This window comes from Streptomyces sp. NPDC020898, from assembly GCF_044333925.1.
Classification (GTDB): domain Bacteria; phylum Actinomycetota; class Actinomycetes; order Streptomycetales; family Streptomycetaceae; genus Streptomyces.
Window position 1 is genome coordinate 90,769 of record NZ_JBIRRV010000006.1, and the last position, 21,241, is coordinate 112,009.

Below are 21,241 nucleotides of genomic sequence, written 5' to 3' on the forward strand. Positions count from 1 at the left end.
CCTCACCCCGGCGGGCGTGGGAGTGCACGGTGATCCTCGGCCGGGCAGCCCGGCTCATCCGCCGCCGTCGAGGTCGGCGCGTCGGCGGAGCACCCGTAGTTCGTGGCCGAGGAGTTCCATCTCGTACAACTTGCCCCGCGCGTTCTCGAAGGGGCGGTGGAGAACCATCATCAGCCGGTCGTCGAACGTGTGGAAGAGCATGCCGTGGCCGCTGTCGTCGCGGACCAGCGGCCGGTGCTGCTGCCACGGCCCGGTGACGGCGCCGGACCGTGAGGTGGCGTAGGTCTGCACATAGCCGCCGCTGATGGTCCCGTCCCGGCCGGCCACGTTCTTCTCGTACGTCGACCACAACATGAGCAGCGATCCGTCAGGGGTGCGGTGGAGCTGGGGGCCGTCGGTGATGTAGGGCGGGAGCTGGTGCGGATGGCCGCCGGGGATCTGCTCGGTGATCCAGGACGCGTCCGAGGCCTTGAACAGGAAGACCGGGTCCCCGATCGTCCGGGTCAGGTCCGGGGCCAGCCGGATCGCCTCCATGGTTCCGTCGATGGTCTGCAGCCACTCGTGCGCGTACACCATCCAGGGCTGCCCGGACGCGTCGACGTGGAGCGTGCCGTCGAGGGTCATGAGGTTCCCCGGTGGGGTGGGGCGCGAGGGGTCGACGACGGTGAAGGGACCCAGCAGCGAGTCGGCCACGGCGGTGATCGTGCCGCGCATGTGGGCCGGGACCTGGAACGGCGTGCCCCACTGGTTGGGCGGCGGCACCGGCAGCGGCCTGTCCTCGTTGTGGAGTGTGGTGAACAGGTAGTACCTGCCGTCCCATTCGTGCACCTCCGGCGCCCATCCGCCGTCGGTCGCCCAGATCTCCCGCTGCTCGGCGGCCAGGAAGACCACGACGGGACGCGTCCAGTCGCGCAGGTCGTGGCTGCGGTAGACCATCGTGCCGGTGCCGTCCACGCCCGATACGGACGGGTCGTTGGACGTGTAGAGGTGGTAGGCGCGGGTCTTCGTGTCGGCGACGACGAACGGATCGTGCAGCGGCATGTCGGGAAGCCGCATCGGTTCGCTCTCGGGCACGGTCACGGGCGAAGAATACGTCGACGGGGATCGGGCACGGTCGGGTCGCCGGCCGTGCCCGACACCGTCAGCCGAGGCAGATCACGAGCAGGCAGAGCTGTGTCGGCGAAGTAGCGGCCGGCGTGGGGCTCGGCGCCGGCGTTTCCGGGCTCGGGTCGGTGGCGGTGGGAGTGGCAGCGGGAGCGGGCGTCTGGACCGGCTCCGGGGTGCTGCTGTCGGGGACCGTGGCTTCGGGGGTCGGGGAGACGGCCTGCGACTGAGGGACCGGCGTTGTCGCCGTACGCGGTGGGGCAGCCGCGTCCGGGCGAACGTCCGAGGGCGCGTTGAGGGGCGGGGCGGCGTGCCGCCCGCGCGAGCGCTCGGGCGCGGCAGGCGCGGAGGGTGTGGAGGAGAGGCGGGTGTCGGGCTGTGTTCCGGTCGGCCGCGTGTACGACGTCGCCGGCAGCTCCGCGGCGCCCGCATCCGTGGTCATGCCCGAATCCGTGCCCGTGGACTCCGGCGCCGTGGCCGCCTGTGCCCGGTCGCCGGACCGCTGGTTCATCGCGGACACCGTCAGGCCGCCTCCGACGAGCGCGACGGCGGTCGCCACCACGGCCCGGCGTTGGTTCTTCTTCCAGCGGGCCCGCTGCCGCCGCCGTGCCGCCCGTCCGTCCGGCGCGGACGGTACGGGGGTGAGGTCGTGGCCCGGGTCGTCCGCCCACGTGTCCGAGGGCGGCGCCTCCCACGCGGGCGCTGTGCCCGTCGTCGCCAGGGCGACCGGGGCGATGTCCGGGGCGTAGGCACCGCAACCGGGACACGCCAGGGCGCCGTTGAGATGCCGACGACAGGAGGAGCAGTAGTCCATCTGGGGGGTCTTCCTCGTTCGAGTGGCCAGTAACGCTAACGACGAGTTCGAGGGACTGTGTGCAGCCTGTGTGAGGCTCCTGCGGGGGTCGCCGGGATATTGGGGGTACGGCGGGTTGACGGGCGGGGAAAACGCTTGGACTCCGGGAGCGCCGGCGCGGGACAATTCGGGTCCTGGCCTCCCCGTACTCGCACGGTGGCATCGCGGTCATCTGAGGCAACACGGACAACACAGGGTGGGAATGGGATTGCCCGAATCGCGTGAGGTTCCGCGGAGCAGGGGCTCGGTGCTCCTCGCACTTCGTTACTACGGACGGGAGTTGGCCCGGCTCCGGCTGCTGACGGTACCCGGGATGCTGCTGCCCGCCCTGGGCAACATCGGCATCAACTACATCGCACCGCTGATCGTCGCGAAGCTCGTCGGCCGCATCGCCGACGACGCCGGTATCACCCTCGGCTCGACGCTGCCGTACGTCATCGCTTTCGCCGGTGTCCTGCTGCTCGCGGAAGTGCTGTGGCGCCTCGGCCTGCACTGTCTCAACCGCCTCGACGCCCGCGGCATCGAGAACCTGTACGTGATCGGCATGGACGAACTGTTCGCCAAGGACGCCGCGTTCTTCCACGACAACTTCGCCGGGTCGCTGACCAAGCGGGTCCTGAGCTTCGCGTCCCGCTTCGAGGAGTTCGTCGACACGCTGACGTTCCAGGTTGTGGGCAGTCTGGTGCCGCTCCTGTTCGGGTCGGTGGTGCTGTGGCGCTACGAACCGCTGCTCGTCGTCGGCCTGTTGGCGATGATCGCGGTGACGGCGCTGATCGTGGTACCCCTCATCCGTCGCCGTCAGGCGCTCGTCGACAAGCGCGAGGAGGCGATCGCCCGGGTGGCCGGCCACGTCGCCGACAGCCTCATGAACATGGACACGGTCCGGGCGTTCGCCGCCGAGGAACGTGAGGCCGCCGAGCACCGGTCCCGCGTCGCCGCGTCGCGCCGGCTCACGCTGCGGTCGTGGGACTACGGCAACCTGCGCATCGACACCCTGGTCGCGCCGATGTCCGTACTGACCAACGCGCTGGGCCTGCTGCTCGCGGTCGCGCTCGGCGGGGGCACGCTCGGGGTGGAGGCGGTCGTGGTCGCCTTCACGTACTACACGAACGCGACGCGGATCATGTTCGAGTTCAACCAGATCTACCGCCGCCTGGAGAGCTCGATGACGGAGGCCGCGCAGTTCACCGAGCTGCTGCTGGCGCCGCCCACCGTGCTCGACCCCGCGTCCCCGGCGCCGCTGCCCGGGACCGCCGACGTCCGCTTCGAACAGGTGACCTTCGCCCACGGGGGCGCGCGGCCGCTGTTCGAGGACCTCGACCTGGCGGTTGCCAGCGGGACGAAGATCGGCCTCGTCGGCCGGTCCGGCGGCGGCAAGACCACGCTGACCCGGCTGCTGCTGCGGATGACGGACATCGAGGCCGGCCGGATCCTGATCGGGGGCCAGGACATCAGCAGGCTGCGCCAGGCCGACCTGCGCGGTCTGATCGCCTACGTGCCGCAGGACCCGGCGATGTTCCACCGCACCCTGCGGGACAACATCGCGTTCGCCCGGCCGGACGCCACCGACGCCGAGATCCGCCGCGCGGCCGAGGCGGCCCACGTCACGGAGTTCGCCGACACGCTGCCCGACGGCTTCGACACCATGGTGGGCGAGCGTGGAGTCAAACTGTCCGGGGGACAGCGCCAGCGGGTCGCGCTCGCCCGGGCGATCCTGCGCGACGCGCCGATCCTGCTGCTCGACGAGGCCACCAGCGCCCTGGACTCCGAGAGCGAGATCCTCGTCCAGGAGGCGTTGTGGCGGCTCATGGAGGGACGGACGGCGCTCGTGGTGGCGCACCGGCTGAGCACGGTCGCCACCATGGACCGGCTCGTCGTCCTCGACCGCGGCCGGATCGTCGAGCAGGGCACGCACCAGGAGCTCCTCGCGACGGAGGGCGCGTACGCGAAGCTGTGGCAGCACCAGTCGGGGGGCTTCCTCGACGACGACCCCCTCGACGACAGTCCCGCGCGGGCCGACCTGCACTGAGTGAACGCATCTAGGGTGGCGGTGAGTGGCCCGGCTCACATGGCGCCGGGCGGGCGGGGCCGACACCATGGGGCGCGTCACCGGCAGGCTGAAGGGATCCAGGATGTTCCGCAAGGTGCTGGTCGCCAACCGTGGAGAGATCGCGATTCGCGCGTTTCGCGCCAGCTATGAGCTGGGCGCGAGGACCGTGGCCGTCTTCCCGCACGAGGATCGCAATTCACTGCACCGGTTGAAGGCCGACGAGGCCTATGAGATCGGCGAGCCCGGGCACCCCGTACGGGCCTATCTGTCCGTCGAGGAGATCGTGCGCGCGGCGCAGCGGGCCGGAGCGGACGCGGTGTACCCGGGCTACGGGTTCCTGTCCGAGAACCCCGACCTGGCGCGCGCGTGCGAGGAGGCCGGCATCACCTTCGTCGGCCCGAGCGCGGACACGCTGGAGCTGACCGGCAACAAGGCGCGCGCGGTGGCCGCCGCCCGCGAGGCCGGCGTACCGGTACTCGGCTCCTCCGCCCCCTCCAGTGACGTGGACGAACTCGTGCGCGCCGCCGAGGATGTCGGCTTCCCGCTGTTCGTCAAGGCCGTCGCGGGTGGCGGCGGGCGTGGCATGCGGCGGGTCGAGGAGCCCGCCCTGCTGCGCGAGTCCATCGAGGCCGCGGCCCGCGAGGCGGCGTCCGCGTTCGGCGACGCCACGGTCTTCCTGGAGAAGGCCGTCGTCGAGCCCCGCCACATCGAGGTGCAGATCCTCGCGGACGGGCAGGGCAACGTCATCCACCTGTTCGAGCGCGACTGTTCGGTGCAGCGCCGCCACCAGAAGGTGATCGAGCTGGCCCCCGCGCCGAACCTCGACCCGGAACTGCGGGACCGGATGTGCGCCGACGCCGTGCGGTTCGCCGAGCGGATCGGCTACCGCAACGCGGGCACCGTGGAGTTCCTGCTCGACCGCGACGGCAACCACGTCTTCATCGAGATGAACCCGCGCATCCAGGTCGAGCACACGGTGACCGAGGAGGTCACCGACGTCGACCTCGTGCAGTCGCAGCTGCGCATCGCCTCCGGCGAGACCCTGGCCGACCTGGGCCTCTCGCAGGACACCGTCACCCTGCACGGTGCCGCACTCCAGTGCCGGATCACCACCGAGGACCCCGCCAACGGCTTCCGCCCGGACACCGGCCGGATCAGCGCCTACCGCTCACCCGGCGGCTCCGGCATCCGGCTGGACGGCGGAACCACCCACGCCGGTACGGAGATCAGCGCGCACTTCGACTCGATGCTGGTCAAACTCACCTGCCGGGGCCGTGACTTCGCCACCGCGATCGGCCGCGCCCGGCGTGCCGTGGCCGAGTTCCGCATCCGCGGCGTGGCCACCAACATCCCGTTCCTGCAGGCCGTGCTCGACGACCCGGACTTCAGGGCCGGCCAGGTCACGACGTCGTTCATCGAGCGGCGACCGCACCTGCTCACGGCACGTCACTCCGCCGACCGCGGTACGAAGCTGCTCACCTACCTCGCCGACCGCACGGTGAACAAGCCGCACGGTGAACGGCCCGAGCTGGTCGACCCGATCACCAAGGTGCCGCCCGTGCCGGCCACGGAACCGCCCGCGGGATCGAGGCAGCGGCTCGTCGAACTGGGCCCGGAGGGCTTCGCCCGGTGGCTGCGCGAGTCACCGGCGATCGGCGTCACCGACACCACGTTCCGCGACGCCCACCAGTCCCTGCTGGCCACCCGGGTCCGTACCAAGGACATGCTCGCCATCGCCCCGGTGGTGGCGCGGACGCTGCCCGAGCTGCTGTCCCTGGAGTGCTGGGGCGGCGCCACCTACGACGTCGCCCTCCGGTTCCTCGCCGAAGACCCCTGGGAACGGCTGGCCGCCCTGCGCGAGGCCGTACCGAACATCTGCCTCCAGATGCTGTTGCGCGGCCGCAACACCGTGGGCTACACGCCGTATCCGACCGAGGTGACCGACGCCTTCGTGCAGGAGGCCGCGGCCACCGGCATCGACATCTTCCGGATCTTCGACGCGCTCAACGACGTCGGGCAGATGCGGCCCGCCATCGACGCCGTCCGGGAGACGGGCACGGCGATCGCCGAGGTCGCCCTCTGCTACACGGCCGACCTCTCCGACCCGTCGGAGCGGCTCTACACCCTGGACTACTATCTCCGCCTCGCCGAGCAGATCGTCGAGGCCGGCGCCCACGTCCTGGCCGTCAAGGACATGGCGGGCCTGCTGCGGGCCCCGGCCGCCACGACCCTCGTCACGGCGCTGCGCCGCGAGTTCGGGCTGCCGGTCCACATCCACACGCACGACACCGCGGGCGGCCAGCTCGCGACCTATCTCGCGGCGATCCAGGCCGGTGCGGACGCGGTCGACGGCGCAGTGGCGTCGATGGCGGGCACCACGTCCCAGCCGTCGCTGTCGGGCATCGTCGCCGCGACCGACTACTCCGAGCGGTCCACCGGGCTCAGCCTGAAGGCCGTGGGCGACCTGGAACCGTACTGGGAGAGCGTCCGCAAGATCTACGCACCGTTCGAGGCGGGCCTGGCCTCGCCGACCGGGCGGGTCTACCACCACGAGATCCCCGGCGGCCAGCTGTCCAACCTGCGCACCCAGGCGGTCGCGCTGGGCCTCGGTGACCGCTTCGAGGCGATCGAGGCGATGTACGCCGCCGCCGACCGCATCCTCGGCCGGCTGGTGAAGGTCACCCCTTCGTCGAAGGTGGTCGGTGACCTCGCGCTCCACCTGGTGGGCGCCGACGTCTCGCCGGCGGACTTCGAGGCGACGCCGGACAAGTTCGACATCCCCGACTCCGTCATCGGCTTCCTCCGCGGCGAACTGGGCAACCCGCCCGGCGGCTGGCCGGAGCCGTTCCGCACGAAGGCCCTGGAGGGTCGCGCCGCCCCGAAGCCCGCCGAGGAACTGACCGCCGACGACCGTACGGGCCTGGCGAAGTCCCGGCGGGCGACGCTCAACCGGCTGCTGTTCCCCGGGCCGACCCGCGAGTACGAGACGCACCGTCAGACCTACGGCGACACCAGCGTGCTGGACAGCAAGGACTTCTTCTACGGGCTGCGTCCGGGGACGGAGTACGCCGTCGACCTCGAACCGGGCGTCCGGCTGCTCATCGAGCTGGAGGCCGTGGGCGAGGCCGACGAACGCGGGATGCGCACCGTGATGTCCGCCCTGAACGGCCAGCTGCGGCCGATCCAGGTGCGCGACACCGCCGTGTCCTCCGACATCCCGGCGACGGAGAAGGCCGACCGGGCCAACTCCGGCCATGTCGCCGCGCCGTTCGCCGGAGTGGTGACCCTCGCGGTCTCCGAGGGGGACGAGGTGGCAGCCGGCGCCACGGTGGCCACCATCGAGGCGATGAAGATGGAAGCCTCGGTCACCGCCTCGAAGGCCGGCCGGGTGTCGCGGCTGGCCATCAACAGGATCCAGCAGGTGGAGGGCGGCGATCTGCTCGTCGAGATCGCCTGAGTCCGGGGTCGCCGTCGAGGCTCAGGACGCCTGTCCGCCGTAGTGGCTCTCGGGGTTGTCGAACACGGCGTACGGGGGAGGCGTGAACGTCGGGGGCCAGATCAAGATGGCGATGCCGAGGCGCTGCACCTGACCGCCGGACAGCTGCGGCGAGGAAATCCGCAGGCGGGAGCGGTGAAGCGGCTCGGTGGGGCCGCTTCACCGTCGCTCCCGTTCAGGACAGGCAGCCGACGTGGGCCAGGGCCTGCTTGAGGAGGACTCCCTGGCCGCCCGGCATCTCGTTCTGGACCACGGGGGAGGAGGCCTCCTCCGGGCTGAACCAGACCAGGTCGAGGGCGTCCTGACGGGGGCGGCAGTCGCCGGCCACCGGGACGATGTAGGCGAGCGACACCGCGTGCTGGCGCGGGTCGTGGAACGGGGTGACCCCCAGCGTCGGGAAGTACTCCGCGACGGTGAAGGGCTGCGGGGAGGCCGGGACCCGGGGGAGTGCCACCGGGCCCAGGTCCTTCTCCAGGTTGCGCAGGAGGGCGTCGCGCACGCGTTCGTGGTGCAGGACCCGGCCCGACACCAGCGCGCGGCTGACGTTGCCGTCCGATCCGATGCGCAGGAGCAGGCCGATCTTGATGACTTCGCCGTTGTCGTCGACGCGCACCGGTACGGCTTCGACGTAGAGGATCGGCATCCGGGAGCGAGACTGCTCGAGCTCGTCGGGTGCCAGCCAGCCGGGCGTGGTTTCGATCATGTCAGACATTTGCTGATCGTACTTTCAACTCGTCCTGTTTCTGCAGAGCCGTTCCACGTAGAACGCGCCACATCCGGGTGCCGCTGCTCACACCTCCGGGCGTGTGTGCCCGTTCTGCCAGGCCCAGGCCGCGATCTCCACCCGGTTCCGTGCGGCCAGTTTCGACTGCACGCTCGACAGATGCGTCTTGACCGTGGAGAGGGAGACGTACAGCGAGGCGGCGATCTCGGCGTTGGTGTGCCCGAGGGCGACCAGCCGGACAACGTCGAGCTCCCGGTCGGTGAGCGGTTCCCTGAGCGTCGCGGACGAGACCCGGGGCGGGGCCGCGGGACGGGACGCGGTGGCCTGCGGGGCGGTGATGTGCTGGAGCAGGCGGACGGTGACCGACGGCGACACCAGGGAGTCACCGGCCGCCGCGGCCCGTACCGCCTCCGCGAGCAGGACGGGCCCCGAGTCCTTGAGGAGGAAACCGCAGGCGCCGCCGCGCAGTGCCCCGTACACGTACTCGTCGAGGTCGAAGGTGGTGACCACGACGACCCGCATCGGGTCGGCGACACCGGGGCCGGCCAGCAGCCGGGTCGCCTCCAGGCCGTCGAGCTTGGGCATCCGGATGTCGAGCAGGCACACGTCCGGACGTTCGCGGCGGGCCAGCGCCACCGCCTCCTCACCGTCGGCGGCCTCGGCGACCACGGTGATGTCGGGCTGGGCGTCCAGGAAGAAGCGGAAGCCGGTACGGACCATGTCCTGGTCGTCTGCGATCAGGACCCGGATCGGAGGGCTGGGCGGGGCGGGGGTCATGACTCGATCATGCCTCAGGGGTGGGAAGGGACGGACCCGGTGGGTTCCTGTCCTCAGTCCGCCGTCCGGGTCGCATCCTCCGTGACCGCCCGCAGCAGTGGCCTGCTCGCTCCGATCGCCGCGAACATGGCCAGCACGCCCACCGTCACGCAGACCGCCAGGGTCACCGCACCGGAGGTGCTGATCGTGCTCTCGAACAGCTTGTTGACCTGGAAGGCGGCGTAGACACCGGCGGCGGTGGTGCCGCCGGCGAGGACGACCAGCGGGAGGACCGTCTCACGGACCCTGGCCCGGTCGAGGAGCTTCAGCGGGGTGCCGGCCAGCCGCAGCAGGGCGTAGACGCGTCGCCGGTCGAGCACGTTCGCGGCGGCGGTCAGCCCGGCGGAGGCCGTCGCGACGAGGAAGCTGACCGCGAGGGCGGCGGTGCCGAGTTCGCCCAGCCGGCTGGTGAAGGCCACGTACTCGGCGTTGACGTAGTCCTGGGTGTACGGGAGCTGGCCGGGCACCAGGTCCGACAGGGCGGTGACGGCAGTGTCGAGCTGCGCTGCTCCGCCGGATCCGCCGGATCCGCCAAAGACATGGACGACCACTCCCGGGGTGGCGCCCAGTATCTCGGCGTCACCGTCGCTGGCGGTGACGGTCGCCTTCACTCCGGCGGCGCGGAGCAGAGTACGAGCCTCGGCAGCGGCTGTGCCGGCCGCGGCGGTGCTTGCGGTGGGTACGGCGACCTGGCCGGGGAAGCGGTACTCGTCGTTGCCCACGTTGCCCACGGTGAAGAACCCGGCCACGAACCCGGCGAGGACCAGCCCGCTGACGGTGCGCCAGGAGCCGCGCGGGTCGTCGCTGAGCCGACGCGCCGCCAGCAGGGTCGCCGGACGGCGGGCGAACCGGGCGGTGATCCGGCCGAGTCGGTCCACGACCCAGGGGCCGAGCAGCCAGAAGGCGCCGTAGAACATGAGCAGCATCGCGAGTTGCTGACTGCTGCTCGTGTCGCCCGACGAGGCCGTCACGTAGATGTACAGCAGGACCGCGGCGAAGAGGACCAGGCGGACGAGGCGGGTACGGCGAGGGTTCGCCTCCTGGGCCACGCCCAGCGGAGAGGTCGCCACCTGGCGCAACGTCATCATGGCGCTCACCGCGATGAGGCCGGCCACGAACGCCACGATCCCCAGCAGCCAGGGCAGCCCCACCCACAGCCGGCCGGTGTACCAGGTGCCGATGCCGAACGGGATCCGCGCGAGCGCGGGCAACAGCAGAACGTATGCGAAGGCGCCCGTGAGGGCCCCGGCCGCGCCGACGGCCGCCGACTCCAGGCCGGTCATCGCGAGGATCTGGCGCGGCGTCGCCCCCGCCAGCCGCAGTGCGGCGAGCCGTTGCTCACGCCGGGCCGCGCCGAGCCGTCCGGCAGCAGCCGCGAGCACGATCACAGGGACGCCGACGATCGCCACACCGATCGACACCGCGGGCTTGTCCGCCGACGTGAACAAACTGACGTGCGTACCGTCGAAGCCGGAGATCACCGCGCGTTCGGTCTGACCGCTGAAGTCGGCGAACATGCCGAGCGGTTCGGCCGCGGTGGAGACCGCCGGGTCGGACGCGGCCCTCCCCACGACGGCCACGAGCTCCTCGGGCGCCGCGAGACCGGCGTCGCCGAGGGTGCCGTACGAGGACACCTTCGGGAAGCGGTCGGCGAGTTGGCCCGCCGGCGTCCTGTGCAGCAGCTCGGCCAGGGCGGGCGAGACGTACACCTGCCCGGGCTTCGGGAACCCGGTCAGCCCCGGAGGCGCCGGAGTCGCCCTGCGGCCGGGCAGCTGGGCCAACGACACGACGGTGACCGCCCGATCACCGAGGTATGTCGTGGCGAGCGTCTGTACGGCTGTGCCGTGGCGGTCGGGGGCCGGGGTGCGCCACGCCGTGTCGTGGGCGCGGGCGCCGCTGCCGAAGTAGGCGGCCGTCAGCACCAGCAGGATCAGCGAGCCGACGGCCGCGGCACCGGCCGCCAGCAACTGGCTGTGCAGGCCGCGGCGGCCTGAGCGACGCGCGAGAAACCACGTCAACTGCGGGACGGGCGAGGACATGAGAGCTCCGGGGTGATCGGGAGAGCAGGGCGTGTGGGAGGCGTGGGTGCGTGGGCCGGGCGCCCCGTGGCCGGCGGCCGGGGAGGGCGTAAGGACGGTGACGGACGCGGCGGCCAGGAGAGGGGGGGAGGACCGTGGCAGGGCCGGCAACCAAAGAGGGCGAGAGGAATGTGACCGGGGGCTGCGGCAGGGAGGAGAGGAATTGTGGCCGGGACCAGCGACCCGGGATCAGCGACCCGGGAGGGAGAGGTAAGCGGTCGGGTCCCGTGACCAGGGCGATGCGGTGGGCTGCAGGGACCGCCGGAGTCAGGGGCTGCCAGGTTCAGGGGCCGGGGGTGACGGGTTGAGGGGCTGCCAGGTTCAGGTGCGGTCGGAGTCAGGGGCCGTCGGGTTGAGGGGCCGCCAGGCTCAGGGGCCCCGGGGCCGGGGGGTGCCGGGTTCAGGGGCTGCCGGGTTCAGGGGCCGCCAGGTTGAGGGGCTGCCGGGTTCAGGGGCTGCCGGAGTCGGAGGCCGTCGGGTTCAGGAGTCGCCGAGGTCAGGGGGTGATGGGTCACGGAGTGACCGTGTACTGCTGGTGCCCCGTGACGCGGCCGTCGCGGACCTGGAGGATGCGGTCGCAGTGGGCGGCGACATCCGGGTCGTGGGTGACCATCACCAGGGAGGCGCCCTGCTCACGGGTGACAGAGGTGAGCAGCCGGACGACCTCCTCGCTGGTGACCTGGTCCAGCGCGCCGGTCGGCTCGTCGGCGAAGACCACGTCCGGCTGGACGACCAGGGCGCGGGCTATCGCGACGCGCTGGGCCTGGCCGCCGGACAGCTGACCGGGGCGGCGCTTCTCCAGACCGTCGAGGCCGAGCGGAGCGAACCAGCGGCGGGCGAGGGAGACGGCACGGGCGCGGGGCATGCCGTCCAGCATCAGCGGCAGGGCGATGTTCTCCTCGGCGGGCAGTTCGGGCAGCAACTGGCCGAACTGGAACACGAATCCGAACCGCTTGCGACGCAGCTCGCTCAGCCGGTTCTCGCCCAGTCTGTCGATGCGCTCGCCCTGCAGCAGCACCTCGCCGCCGTCCGGGCGGACCACTCCCGCCAGGGCGTGCAGGAGGGTCGACTTGCCCGACCCCGACGGACCCATGATCGCCAGCGACTCGCGGACGCCGACCTTCACGTCCACGCCGTGCAGCGCGATGGTGGCGCCGTACTTCTTGGTGAGGCCGATACCGGCCAGGACGGTGCTCATGATCTTCTCGTTCTCCTCGGTCCTGCCTGGTGGTTCCTGGTGTCCGGTGCTGTCCCTCCGGTGGCTCAGCGGTCGAACTTCCAGGTCACGGAGGTGTCCGTCGCCTTGACCACCGTGACCGGTATGTCGATGTCCTTGCCCTTGCCGGTGCGGCCCGTGCACGTGATGCTCGCGCCGGCCACGGCCTTGAGCCCGGTCGGGCAGGACACCCGGGAGACCTCCGTGCCCACCCAGGGGATGGGGTGGAACTTGCTCTGGGCGCGACCCGCGACGATGTCGCCCGACAGGGCCTTGTGACCGTCCACCGACACCGTCGTGTACTTGTCCAACGACGTCGTCGACTCGGTCCCCGAGATCAGATAGGTTCCGACGCCGGCCAGGGCGACCGCGGCGGTCGCTCCGCCGATCACGCTGATGAGGGCCTTGCGCTGCATCTCGTACTCCTGAAGGTGGGGCGGGGTGGGAAGTGGCTCCACTCTGTCCCGCGGGAACGGGCGCGCGCCTCGGCCGTCCGGTCACCCTTCGCGGCCCGGCCCTCGACCATTCGGCCGATCCCGGCGCCGCCGCCCCGCCATACGGTGATCGGCATGACATCGGATTCGCCCCGCACCTGCTCCCGGGCTTTCGTCATCGCGCTCCTGGTCATGGCCGGGATCGTCGACCTGGTCGTCGCGGAGGCGAACGACTCCGCGATCTGGCCCCACGCGGTTGTCCTGGCTCTCGGGTTCGCCGCCCTGCTCTGGCCGGCCCGGCGGCGGCCGGAGTGGCTCACCCCGCAGCTGCGCACGGGCGCACCGGCCGTCGCCTCGCTGCTGTTCACGGTGGGTTCGCTGCTGCCGAGCCGGCAGGACTCGTTCATCCCGGGCGAGGCAATTGTCCTGCTGTGTCTGCTGTTCACCGCGGTACGGCACTGTCCCCAGCCCTGGGCCGTCGTCTGCGGAATCCTGAACGGCGTCGCGTTGCTCGGTGCGCCCGCGCGCTCCTACCAGGACGACCTGTCCAGCCTGCCGGACTTCACGGTGGTGGTACTCCTCGTGATCGGAGCCGTCGCCGGTCTCGCCGCGTTCCTGCGCTCGCAGGACTACCGGCGGGCCGTGGCCGTCAGTGCGACCCGGCGGTCGGAACGGGTCGCGATCGCCGCCGACCTGCACGACTTCGTCGCCCACCACGTGACCGGCATCCTCGTCCAGACCCAGGTGGCCCGCATGATGGCGACCACCCAGCCGGAGAACCTCGACACCGTCCTGGCGGGCATCGAACGCGCGGCCACGGAGGCGCTGGCGTCGATGCGCCGGACCGTGGGCGTGCTGCGCGACACCGGCCCGGACGCCGCCGACCGCAGGCCCGTCGGCGACCTGGCCGGCATCGCGGAACTGACGGCCGGCTTCGCGAGCCCGGTCCAGCACGTCACCCTGGACCGGGACCCCGCCGTACCGGACGATCTCCCGCACGAGGTGCAGGCCGCCGCGTTCCGGGTGGTGCAGGAGGCGCTGACGAACGTACGCCGGCACGCGGCCGACGCCACCGAGGTCACCGTCCGGCTCCGCCACGACGGCCGCCGGCTGGAGGTCGGCGTGACCGACGACGGGCGGGGCGGCACCCAGCTCCCGGCCGCCGCACACGGCGGCGGCTTCGGCCTCGTCGGCCTCACCGAACGCGTCACCGCACTCGGCGGCGACCTGCGCGTGGGGCCACGCGCCGACCGGCCGGAGGGGTGGGAGGTGCGGGCGCTGTTCCCCATGGGGAAGGCCTGACGCGGCGGAGCCCACGGGTGGCGGCTCTGGTGGCGTGGCCGAGATCTGCTGTTCAATGGCACTGAACGTCATCGGGAGCGAACGGAAGCGAACCGGAACCGAACCGGGAGTCGACCGGGACTGGGAGGAGCCGCCCGTGTCACCTGCCGCCGTGCCGCCCGTCGGTGCGCGGATCCGGCAGGCGCGCCTCGAACGCGGGGTGAGTCTGCGGGGGCTCGCGCGGGAGATCGGGGTCTCCGCCAGTCTCGTCTCCCAGATCGAGACCGGCAAGAGCCAGCCGTCCGTCAGCACGCTGTACGCGATCACCACGGCCCTCGGCATCTCCGTCGAGTCGCTCTTCGAGGGGGCGCCGGACGCCGTGCAGACACCTTCGACGGTTGTCGGCGCCACGGTTCTGCACGCCCTCGCAGCCTTCGCCGCCGACCCCGGCCGACGCATCGGTCCGCTGGTGGGGGCGGGTGAGCGGGAGACGATCGAGCTCGACTCCGGGGTGGTGTGGGAGCGGCTCGGGCATGTTCCGGGGACGGATGTCGACTTCCTGCTGGTGACCTACCGGCCCGGCGGCTCGTCGTCGAGCGGCGGCGGGCTGATGCGGCACGCGGGCACCGAGTACGGCTATCTGACCTCCGGCGAACTGGTCCTCACTCTCGGCTTCGACGAGCACACTCTGCGGCCCGGCGATGCTGTGTGCTTCGAGTCGACGACCCCGCACCGGTACCGCAACGACAGCGCGGAACCGGCTGTCGGGGTGTGGTTCGTGTTCAGTCAGAGTGTTCAGTAGAGGTTGACACCCGCGCCGTGGAGTCGTTCACTCCGAAGTGGGGGTGGTCGCCATGGCGATCCGCACTTTCGGACCCAACGCCGTCGACTGGGAACAGCGCGTCGACCTGGACAGGCTGCGCAGGGAGCGGCTGGCCAGGCTCCACCAGACCCTGAACCGGTCCGAGCTGGGCGCCGTCCTCAGCTTCGACTTCGCCAACATCCGCTACATGACGTCCACCCACATCGGCACCTGGGCCATGGACAAGCTGATCCGCTTCGCCCTGCTGGTGCGCGGCGGCGAACCGGTCCTCTGGGACTTCGGCTCAGCCGCCCGCCACCACCAGCTCTACAACCCCTGGCTCGACTACAGCGACGGCAAGGACGGCCCGCCCACCGGCGCCCGCGCCGGGATCTCCACGCTGCGCGGCGCCTTCCACCCGGACGCGGGCATCGCCGAGGACGTGGCCCGCAAGATCGCCACCGAGCTGCGCGCCCACGGTCTCGCGGACGAACCGCTCGGCGTCGACCTCGCCGAGATGCCGATCCTGATGGCCCTGCGCGCCGAGGGCATCGACGTCGTCGACGGCCAGCAGGTCTTCCTGGAGGCCCGCCGCACCAAGACCCTGGACGAGATCTCCCTGCTCACCCAGGCCTGCTCGATGGTCGACGCGGCCTACGAGGAGCTGTACGCCTACCTCCGCCCCGGCGTCCGCGAGAACGAGTGCGTCGGACTCGTCAGCAAGGTCCTGTACGACCTCGGCAGCGAGTACGTCGAAGGTGTCAACGCCATCTCCGGGGAACGCTGTTCACCCCATCCGCACGTCTTCAGCGACCGTCTGATCCGCCCCGGCGACCCCGCCTTCTTCGACATCCTGCACAGCCATCTCGGCTACCGCACCTGCTACTACCGCACCTTCGCCGTCGGCAGCGCCTCCCTCGCCCAGCGCGACGCGTACGTCCGCTGCCGCGAGTACATGGACGAGGCCATCGCGCTCGTCCGGCCGGGCGCGACCACCGCCGACATCGTCGAAGTCTGGCCGCGCGCCGAGGAGTTCGGCTTCCCGGACGAGACGGCGGCCTTCGCCCTCCAGTACGGCCACGGGGTCGGGCTGTCCATCTGGGAGAAGCCCATCTTCAGCCGCCTCGTCTCCCTCGACCACCCCGAAGTCCTCGAAGAGGGCATGGTGTTCGCGCTGGAGACCTACTGGCCTGCCGCGGACGGCTGGACGGCGGCGCGCATCGAGGAGGAGATCGTCGTCACCGCCGACGGCTGCGAGGTCATCACCAAGTTCCCCGCCGAGGAACTCCTGGTGGCCGGCCGCAAGTACTGGACGGTCGGCGGCGAACTCAACACCCGGCGCGAGTCCCAGTCGCACCTCAACACGCGCGGGAACGGCAGCGGCTGATGGTCACCCGGGACGAACTCCTCGCGCTGTACGAGCAGATGGCTGTCATCCGCCGTACGGAGAAGGCCGCCCACGATCTGTTCCTGTCCGGCCTCGTCAAGGGCACCACCCATCTCGCCGCAGGCCACGAGGCGATCGCCGTCGGTGCGAGCGCCGCCCTGCGCGACGACGACTACGTCTTCGCCACCTACCGGGGGCACCACCACGCCCTGGCGCGCGGCGCCACTCCCGAGGAGTGCCTCGCCGAGCTGATGAGCCGCGCCACCGGGCTCTGCAAGGCCAAGGGCGGCTCCATGCACCTCACCAAGGCGTCCGCCGGCATGCTCGGCTCGTACGCCATCGTCGGCGCCCATCTGCCGATGGCGGTCGGCGCCGCCTGGTCGGCACGGCTGCGGGGCACCGACCAGCTCGCGGTCGCCTTCTTCGGCGACGGCGCGACCAATATCGGCGCCTTCCACGAGGCGCTGAACCTGGCGGCCGTATGGAAACTGCCCGTGCTGTTCGTCTGCGAGAACAACCTGTACATGGAGTACACGGCGATCGCGGACGTCACGGCGGTTCCCCGGCCGGCCGCCGACCGGGCCCCGGCGTACGGCGTTCCCGGCGAGGTCGTCGACGGCAACGACGTGGTGCTCGTCCAGGAGGCGGTGGACCGTCTGGCGCGGCGGGCCCGGGCAGGAGACGGGCCCGCCGTCCTGGAGGCCGAGACCTACCGCCACTACGGGCACAGCCGCGCCGACCCGGCGACCTACCGGCCGGCCGAGGAGGTCGAACGCTGGCTCAAGCACGACCCGTTGGACCTCGCACGCGGCCGGCTCACCGAACTGGGCGTGCCGTCCGAGGCGATCACCGCCGCCGACAAGCGCGCAAGTGACGTCGTACGGGCGGCAGTCGAGGCCGCCAAAGCAGCGCCCGGGCCCGATCCCGGCGAGGCGTTGACCGACGTATGGGCGGACGGGGGTGCGGCATGGCGAACCTGACGGCCACTCAAGAAGCGTCAGCCCAACGGCAGATCACCTACCGCGAGGCGGTCGCCGAGGGCATCGCGCGGGAGATGCGGCGCGATCCGGCGGTGGTGTGCCTCGGGGAGGACATCGGTGCGGCCGGCGGGGTGTTCAAGACGACCGCCGGGCTGTTCGAGGAGTTCGGACCCGCGCGGGTGTGGGACACGCCCATCTCCGAACAGGCCATCGTCGGTGCCGCGATGGGCGCCGCCATGACCGGGATGCGGCCGGTCGCCGAGATCATGTTCTCGGACTTCCTCGCCTGTTGCTGGGACTACCTCGCCAACGAGATACCGAAAGTACGGTATATGACGGGCGGTCAGGTGACCGTGCCGCTCGTCGTGCGCACGGCGAACGGTGGCGGACTCGGCTTCGGCGCCCAGCACTCGCAGGCCACCGAGAACTGGGCGTTCACCGTGCCCGGGCTGAAGATCGCGGCACCGTCGACGCCTGCCGACGTTATCGGCATGATGGCGTCCGCCATCCGCAGCGACGACCCCGTGGTCTTCTTCGAGCACAAGGGGCTCTTCGCGAGCAAGGGCGCACCCGCGCCGCCCGGCCATGTGGTGGAACTGGGGAAGGCCGCCGTCGTCCGCGAGGGCGCCGACATCACGCTGGTGGCCCTCGCCTCGATGGTTCCGGTCGCGCTCGCCGCCGCCGAACAGCTGGCCGGGGAGGGTATCGACGCGGAGGTCGTCGACCTGCGCTGCCTGGTACCGCTGGACGTCGCCACCGTTCTCGCCTCGCTGGGCAGGACCTCGCGACTTACGATTGTCGAGGAGAACCCGTACCAGGGCGGATGGGGCGCGACGCTCGCGTCCGTCGTCGCTGACGAGGGGTTCGGACTGCTCGACGCGCCGGTGCGGCGGGTGGCGGGGGAATGCGTCCCGCTGCCGTTCGCCGACGCGCTGGAGGAGCGCGTCATCCCCACCGTGGACAAGGTCGTGACGGCCGTGCGTGCCCTCGCGGCCTACTGAATCCCGTACCGACTTCCCTGGGAGGAAAGGCGATGACCGATCGTCTGCTTCTGCGCTCCGGCCATGTGGTCTCCATGGACCCCGACATCGGGGAACTGCCCCAGGGTGATGTCCTGATCGAGGACGGGAGGATCACGGCGGTCGAACGCGAGATCAGCGCGGACGCCGAAGTGCTCGACATGACGGGCCGCATCGTGATCCCCGGCTTCGTCGACACCCACCGCCACACCTGGGAGGCGCCGATCCGCGGCTGCGCCCCGGACGCCACCCTCGACGACTACTTCGTGGACGTCCTCGACACATTCGCCCCCGTCTACACCCCCGACGACGTGTACGCGGGCAACCTCGCGGGCGCGCTGGAATGCGTCAACGCCGGCATCACCACGCTCGTCGACTGGTCCCACATCAACAACACACCCGAGCATCCGGACGCCGCCGTACGGGCCCTGGCGGAGACCGGAATACGCGCCCAGTACGCCTACGGCAGCGCCAACACCTCCCTTGCCGACTACTGGTTCGAGAGCAAGATCGCGATACCGGGTGACGACGTACGACGCATCCGCTCGAACCACTTCGCCTCCGACGACGGCCTGTTGACGATGGCGCTGGCCACGCGCGGCCCCGGCTTCTGCACCAACGACGTCGTCACCGCCGAATGGGCCCTCGCCCGCGAACTGGACATCCCGATCACCGTGCACGTCGCCATGGGCCGCCTCGCGGGCCGCTTCGGCATGGTCAAGCAGCTCCACGAGCTGGGCCTGCTGGGCGCCGATACCACCTACATCCACTGCTGTTACCTCAGCGAGGAGGAGTGGCGGATGGTCGCCGACAGCGGCGGTACGGTGTCGATCGCGCCGCAGGTCGAGACGCAGATGGGGCACGGCTGGCCGCCCGTCATGAAGGCGATCGAGCACGGACTGCGGCCGTCGCTCAGCATCGACGTCGTCACCACCGTGCCCGGCGACATGTTCACCCAGATCCGCGCGGCCTTCGGTGCCGAGCGGGCCCGCCTGAACGCCGAGTGCTGGGAGGCCGATGTCCCCGTCCCCGCAACGATGTTGACGGCACGTCAGATGCTGGAGCTGGCCACGGTCAACGGTGCCCATGTCGCGGGCCTCGAACACCGCACCGGCTCCCTGACCCCCGGCAAGCGCGCCGACGTCGTCGCACTCGACGCGACGGCGCTGAACATGGCGCCGGTGCACGACGCCACCGCTGCCGTGACCCTGTCGGCGGACGTGTCCAACGTCGAGACGGTCCTCGTCGACGGCGTCGTGCTCAAGCGCGACGGGACGCTGCTCGCCGACACCGGACGGGCCCGACGGCTTGTCGAGGAGTCCCGCGACCGGCTGCTGGCCGCGAAGGCGCAGAACGCGGCGAAGGCGGCGAGGAACGGGGCATGACGGGTTTCGTGGTGCGGCGCGCGGCGGACGCGCCGCAACTCCCGTACGACAGCGGTGGGTTCCGGCGCCGCACGGTCATCGGCGAGGAGGACGGGAGCGTCCACACCGGCTTCGGGGTCTGCGAGCTACGGCCGGACGGTGTGGTGGGCGCCCACGTGCATTCGTACGAGGAGAGCTTCCATGTGCTCGACGGGAGCGTGGTCCTCGACGTGCCCGAGGGCTCGTACCTTCTCGAAGAGGGCGACTACGGGCTCCTCCCGACGGGCGTCCCGCATGCCTGGCGCGGCGCGGGTGACATCAACTCCGTGGAGACGGGCGCCCGTTGGGCCGACATGCTCGCGCCCGTGCCACGCGCCCGGTACGGGTACGACACCTGGGCCGTGCCCGCGCTGCCGGAGCGCGCGCCTGTCCGGATCGACGTACGCGACCCGCGCACCCGCTTGTTCGGCCACTTCGAGCCCGCACAGATGGACCCGGGGAAACAGTCCCAGGACCTCCTCGCGGTGTCGGCGAGCATGCGTACCGCACTGCTCGTCTACAGCGGGATCACCGTGAAGATGATGGTCGACAGCGACCTGGGCGCGGTCGCCTCGACGATGTTCATGGTGCGGTACGCGCCCGACGGCGTCGCCGGAACGCACGATCACCCCTTCGAGGAGACCTACTTGATCCTCGAAGGCCTCGTCGACGCCACCTTCGACGGCGAACGCCACCGGCTCGGCCCCGGCGACGCCGCCTGGGCGGGCGCCGGTTGTGTGCACGGCTTCACCAACGCCGGTGACGGACCCGTCCGTTGGCTGGAGACACAGGCCCCGCAGCCACCGCCGCGCCACTCCTACCGGTTCACGCGGGACTGGGACCACCTGGCGGACGTACTGCGCGACACGGGAAATGGGGAGGAACAGGCATGAGTAGTGTGGTCGTCGTCGGCGGTACGTCCGGAATCGGCCGTGAGTTCGCCCGCGCCCGCGTCGAACGCGGCGACGAGGTCGTCCTCACCGGCCGCGATGCCGGTCGCGCCGACGCGGTGGCCAAGGAGATCGGCGCCCGGGGCCTGGCCCTCGACCTCTCCCGGCCCCGGGAGATCGCCGCCGCGCTCGCCGATGTGGAGCAGGTCGACCATCTCGTCCTCGCGGGCGTCTCACGGGACGAGAACCGGGTCACCGCGTACGACATCGACGCGGCCCTCCATCTCGTCACCCTCAAACTCGTCGGCTACACCGAGGTCGTGCACACCCTGCGGCCGCGCCTGCACGACACCAGTGCCATCGTGCTGTTCGGCGGCCAGGCCAAGGAGCGGCCGTACCCGGGCGCGACCACGGTGGCGACCGTCAACGCGGGCGTCACCGGCCTCGTCCGGACCCTCGCCGTCGAACTCGCGCCGATCCGGGTCAACGCCGTGCACCCGGGGGTCGTCGGCGACAGCCCCTACTGGCGCGACAAACCGGCGGAGGTGCTGGCGGGCCTGCGCGCCCGGACGCCGGCCGGCCAACTCGCCACGATGGCCGACGTGGTGGACGCCGTGGACTTCCTGCTGCGCAACCGGTCCGTCAACGCGATCGACCTGAACATCGACGGGGGCTGGCTGCTGGGATGACCCACGGCGGCCTCCCGTG

General features: G+C 71.3%; 17 protein-coding genes. 10 read left to right on the forward strand and 7 right to left on the reverse strand.

Features of this window, described 5'->3' with window-relative positions:
• Positions 1 to 54 precede the first annotated feature (54 nt).
• Both ACH4TV_RS20390 and ACH4TV_RS20395 read right to left on the reverse strand, forming a co-directional pair.
• Complete coding sequence (locus ACH4TV_RS20390) at positions 55 to 1,056, reverse strand: glycoside hydrolase family 43 protein (RefSeq protein WP_398400709.1); 1,002 nt, start codon at positions 1,054 to 1,056, stop codon at positions 55 to 57.
• An 85-nt stretch (positions 1,057 to 1,141) separates the two neighbouring features.
• Positions 1,142 to 1,918 (reverse strand): hypothetical protein, encoded by a 777-nt coding sequence (locus ACH4TV_RS20395; protein ID WP_398399952.1) that lies wholly within the window; start codon positions 1,916 to 1,918, stop codon positions 1,142 to 1,144.
• A 241-nt stretch (positions 1,919 to 2,159) separates the two neighbouring features.
• Here ACH4TV_RS20395 and ACH4TV_RS20400 point away from each other — a divergent pair, with 241 nt between their 5' ends.
• Together ACH4TV_RS20400 and ACH4TV_RS20405 are read left to right on the forward strand one after the other, a co-directional pair.
• The gene (locus ACH4TV_RS20400; protein WP_398399954.1) at positions 2,160 to 3,986 is read left to right on the forward strand and encodes an ABC transporter ATP-binding protein; all 1,827 of its coding nucleotides are present in this window, start codon (positions 2,160 to 2,162) and stop codon (positions 3,984 to 3,986) included.
• 103 nt (positions 3,987 to 4,089) lie between these two features.
• Complete coding sequence (locus ACH4TV_RS20405) at positions 4,090 to 7,464, forward strand: pyruvate carboxylase (protein WP_398400711.1); 3,375 nt, start codon at positions 4,090 to 4,092, stop codon at positions 7,462 to 7,464.
• 214 nt (positions 7,465 to 7,678) lie between these two features.
• Here the strand turns inward: ACH4TV_RS20405 and ACH4TV_RS20410 are convergent, their stop codons facing one another.
• The 5 genes from ACH4TV_RS20410 to ACH4TV_RS20430 form a co-directional block, all read right to left on the reverse strand.
• Positions 7,679 to 8,206 carry an NUDIX hydrolase family protein gene (locus ACH4TV_RS20410; RefSeq protein ID WP_398400713.1) on the reverse strand — a complete coding sequence of 176 codons (528 nt, stop codon included), beginning with the start codon at positions 8,204 to 8,206 and terminating at the stop codon, positions 7,679 to 7,681.
• An 87-nt stretch (positions 8,207 to 8,293) separates the two neighbouring features.
• Positions 8,294 to 9,004, reverse strand: coding sequence for a response regulator (locus ACH4TV_RS20415; RefSeq protein ID WP_398399956.1), 711 nt, complete (start codon positions 9,002 to 9,004; stop codon positions 8,294 to 8,296).
• Between the two features lie 53 nt (positions 9,005 to 9,057).
• Complete coding sequence (locus ACH4TV_RS20420; RefSeq protein ID WP_398399958.1) at positions 9,058 to 11,082, reverse strand: ABC transporter permease; 2,025 nt, start codon at positions 11,080 to 11,082, stop codon at positions 9,058 to 9,060.
• 550 nt (positions 11,083 to 11,632) lie between these two features.
• Positions 11,633 to 12,319, reverse strand: coding sequence for an ABC transporter ATP-binding protein (locus tag ACH4TV_RS20425; RefSeq protein ID WP_398399960.1), 687 nt, complete (start codon positions 12,317 to 12,319; stop codon positions 11,633 to 11,635).
• Between the two features lie 65 nt (positions 12,320 to 12,384).
• Positions 12,385 to 12,753, reverse strand: coding sequence for a DUF4333 domain-containing protein (locus ACH4TV_RS20430; RefSeq protein WP_398399962.1), 369 nt, complete (start codon positions 12,751 to 12,753; stop codon positions 12,385 to 12,387).
• A gap of 153 nt (positions 12,754 to 12,906) precedes the next feature.
• Between ACH4TV_RS20430 and ACH4TV_RS20435 the strand changes: the two genes are divergently transcribed.
• From ACH4TV_RS20435 to ACH4TV_RS20470, 8 genes are all read left to right on the forward strand, one after another.
• On the forward strand, positions 12,907 to 14,073 hold the full coding sequence (locus ACH4TV_RS20435; protein ID WP_398399964.1) for a sensor histidine kinase: 1,167 nt from the start codon (positions 12,907 to 12,909) through the stop codon (positions 14,071 to 14,073).
• Positions 14,074 to 14,209: 136 nt separating this feature from the next.
• Positions 14,210 to 14,854: a helix-turn-helix domain-containing protein gene (locus tag ACH4TV_RS20440; protein WP_398399966.1), complete on the forward strand. Its 645-nt coding sequence runs from the start codon at positions 14,210 to 14,212 to the stop codon at positions 14,852 to 14,854.
• Positions 14,855 to 14,906: 52 nt separating this feature from the next.
• Positions 14,907 to 16,241: a M24 family metallopeptidase gene (locus ACH4TV_RS20445; protein WP_398399968.1), complete on the forward strand. Its 1,335-nt coding sequence runs from the start codon at positions 14,907 to 14,909 to the stop codon at positions 16,239 to 16,241.
• The gene (locus tag ACH4TV_RS20450; RefSeq protein ID WP_398399970.1) at positions 16,241 to 17,221 is read left to right on the forward strand and encodes a thiamine pyrophosphate-dependent dehydrogenase E1 component subunit alpha; all 981 of its coding nucleotides are present in this window, start codon (positions 16,241 to 16,243) and stop codon (positions 17,219 to 17,221) included. Before ACH4TV_RS20445 ends, ACH4TV_RS20450 begins: the two co-directional genes overlap by 1 nt.
• Complete coding sequence (locus ACH4TV_RS20455) at positions 17,209 to 18,222, forward strand: alpha-ketoacid dehydrogenase subunit beta (protein ID WP_398399972.1); 1,014 nt, start codon at positions 17,209 to 17,211, stop codon at positions 18,220 to 18,222. The genes ACH4TV_RS20450 and ACH4TV_RS20455 overlap by 13 nt, the downstream gene beginning before the upstream one ends.
• A gap of 32 nt (positions 18,223 to 18,254) precedes the next feature.
• A complete protein-coding gene (locus ACH4TV_RS20460; RefSeq protein WP_398399974.1) occupies positions 18,255 to 19,625 on the forward strand; it encodes an amidohydrolase family protein in 1,371 nt (456 codons plus the stop codon).
• The gene (locus ACH4TV_RS20465; protein WP_398399976.1) at positions 19,622 to 20,536 is read left to right on the forward strand and encodes a cupin domain-containing protein; all 915 of its coding nucleotides are present in this window, start codon (positions 19,622 to 19,624) and stop codon (positions 20,534 to 20,536) included. The genes ACH4TV_RS20460 and ACH4TV_RS20465 overlap by 4 nt, the downstream gene beginning before the upstream one ends.
• Entirely contained in the window at positions 20,533 to 21,222 is a 690-nt protein-coding gene (locus ACH4TV_RS20470; protein WP_398399978.1) for an SDR family oxidoreductase, read from the forward strand. Before ACH4TV_RS20465 ends, ACH4TV_RS20470 begins: the two co-directional genes overlap by 4 nt.
• The last annotated feature ends 19 nt before the right edge of the window (positions 21,223 to 21,241 follow it).

Excerpts from the sequence above, each read along its gene's own strand:
- ACH4TV_RS20400 (WP_398399954.1), top strand. The coding sequence starts at position 2,160 with ATGGGATTGCCCGAATCGCGTGAGGTTCCGCGGAGCAGGGGCTCGGTG.
- ACH4TV_RS20460 (WP_398399974.1), top strand. The coding sequence starts at position 18,255 with ATGACCGATCGTCTGCTTCTGCGCTCCGGCCATGTGGTCTCCATGGAC.
- ACH4TV_RS20465 (WP_398399976.1), top strand. The coding sequence starts at position 19,622 with ATGACGGGTTTCGTGGTGCGGCGCGCGGCGGACGCGCCGCAACTCCCG.
- ACH4TV_RS20430 (WP_398399962.1), bottom strand. The coding sequence starts at position 12,753 with ATGCAGCGCAAGGCCCTCATCAGCGTGATCGGCGGAGCGACCGCCGCG.
- ACH4TV_RS20420 (WP_398399958.1), bottom strand. The coding sequence starts at position 11,082 with ATGTCCTCGCCCGTCCCGCAGTTGACGTGGTTTCTCGCGCGTCGCTCA.
- ACH4TV_RS20390 (WP_398400709.1), bottom strand. The coding sequence starts at position 1,056 with ATGCGGCTTCCCGACATGCCGCTGCACGATCCGTTCGTCGTCGCCGAC.
- ACH4TV_RS20470 (WP_398399978.1), top strand. The coding sequence starts at position 20,533 with ATGAGTAGTGTGGTCGTCGTCGGCGGTACGTCCGGAATCGGCCGTGAG.
- ACH4TV_RS20395 (WP_398399952.1), bottom strand. The coding sequence starts at position 1,918 with ATGGACTACTGCTCCTCCTGTCGTCGGCATCTCAACGGCGCCCTGGCG.
- ACH4TV_RS20415 (WP_398399956.1), bottom strand. The coding sequence starts at position 9,004 with ATGACCCCCGCCCCGCCCAGCCCTCCGATCCGGGTCCTGATCGCAGAC.
- ACH4TV_RS20425 (WP_398399960.1), bottom strand. The coding sequence starts at position 12,319 with ATGAGCACCGTCCTGGCCGGTATCGGCCTCACCAAGAAGTACGGCGCC.
- ACH4TV_RS20445 (WP_398399968.1), top strand. The coding sequence starts at position 14,907 with ATGGCGATCCGCACTTTCGGACCCAACGCCGTCGACTGGGAACAGCGC.
- ACH4TV_RS20450 (WP_398399970.1), top strand. The coding sequence starts at position 16,241 with ATGGTCACCCGGGACGAACTCCTCGCGCTGTACGAGCAGATGGCTGTC.
- ACH4TV_RS20405 (WP_398400711.1), top strand. The coding sequence starts at position 4,090 with ATGTTCCGCAAGGTGCTGGTCGCCAACCGTGGAGAGATCGCGATTCGC.
- ACH4TV_RS20410 (WP_398400713.1), bottom strand. The coding sequence starts at position 8,206 with ATGATCGAAACCACGCCCGGCTGGCTGGCACCCGACGAGCTCGAGCAG.
- ACH4TV_RS20435 (WP_398399964.1), top strand. The coding sequence starts at position 12,907 with ATGACATCGGATTCGCCCCGCACCTGCTCCCGGGCTTTCGTCATCGCG.
- ACH4TV_RS20455 (WP_398399972.1), top strand. The coding sequence starts at position 17,209 with ATGGCGAACCTGACGGCCACTCAAGAAGCGTCAGCCCAACGGCAGATC.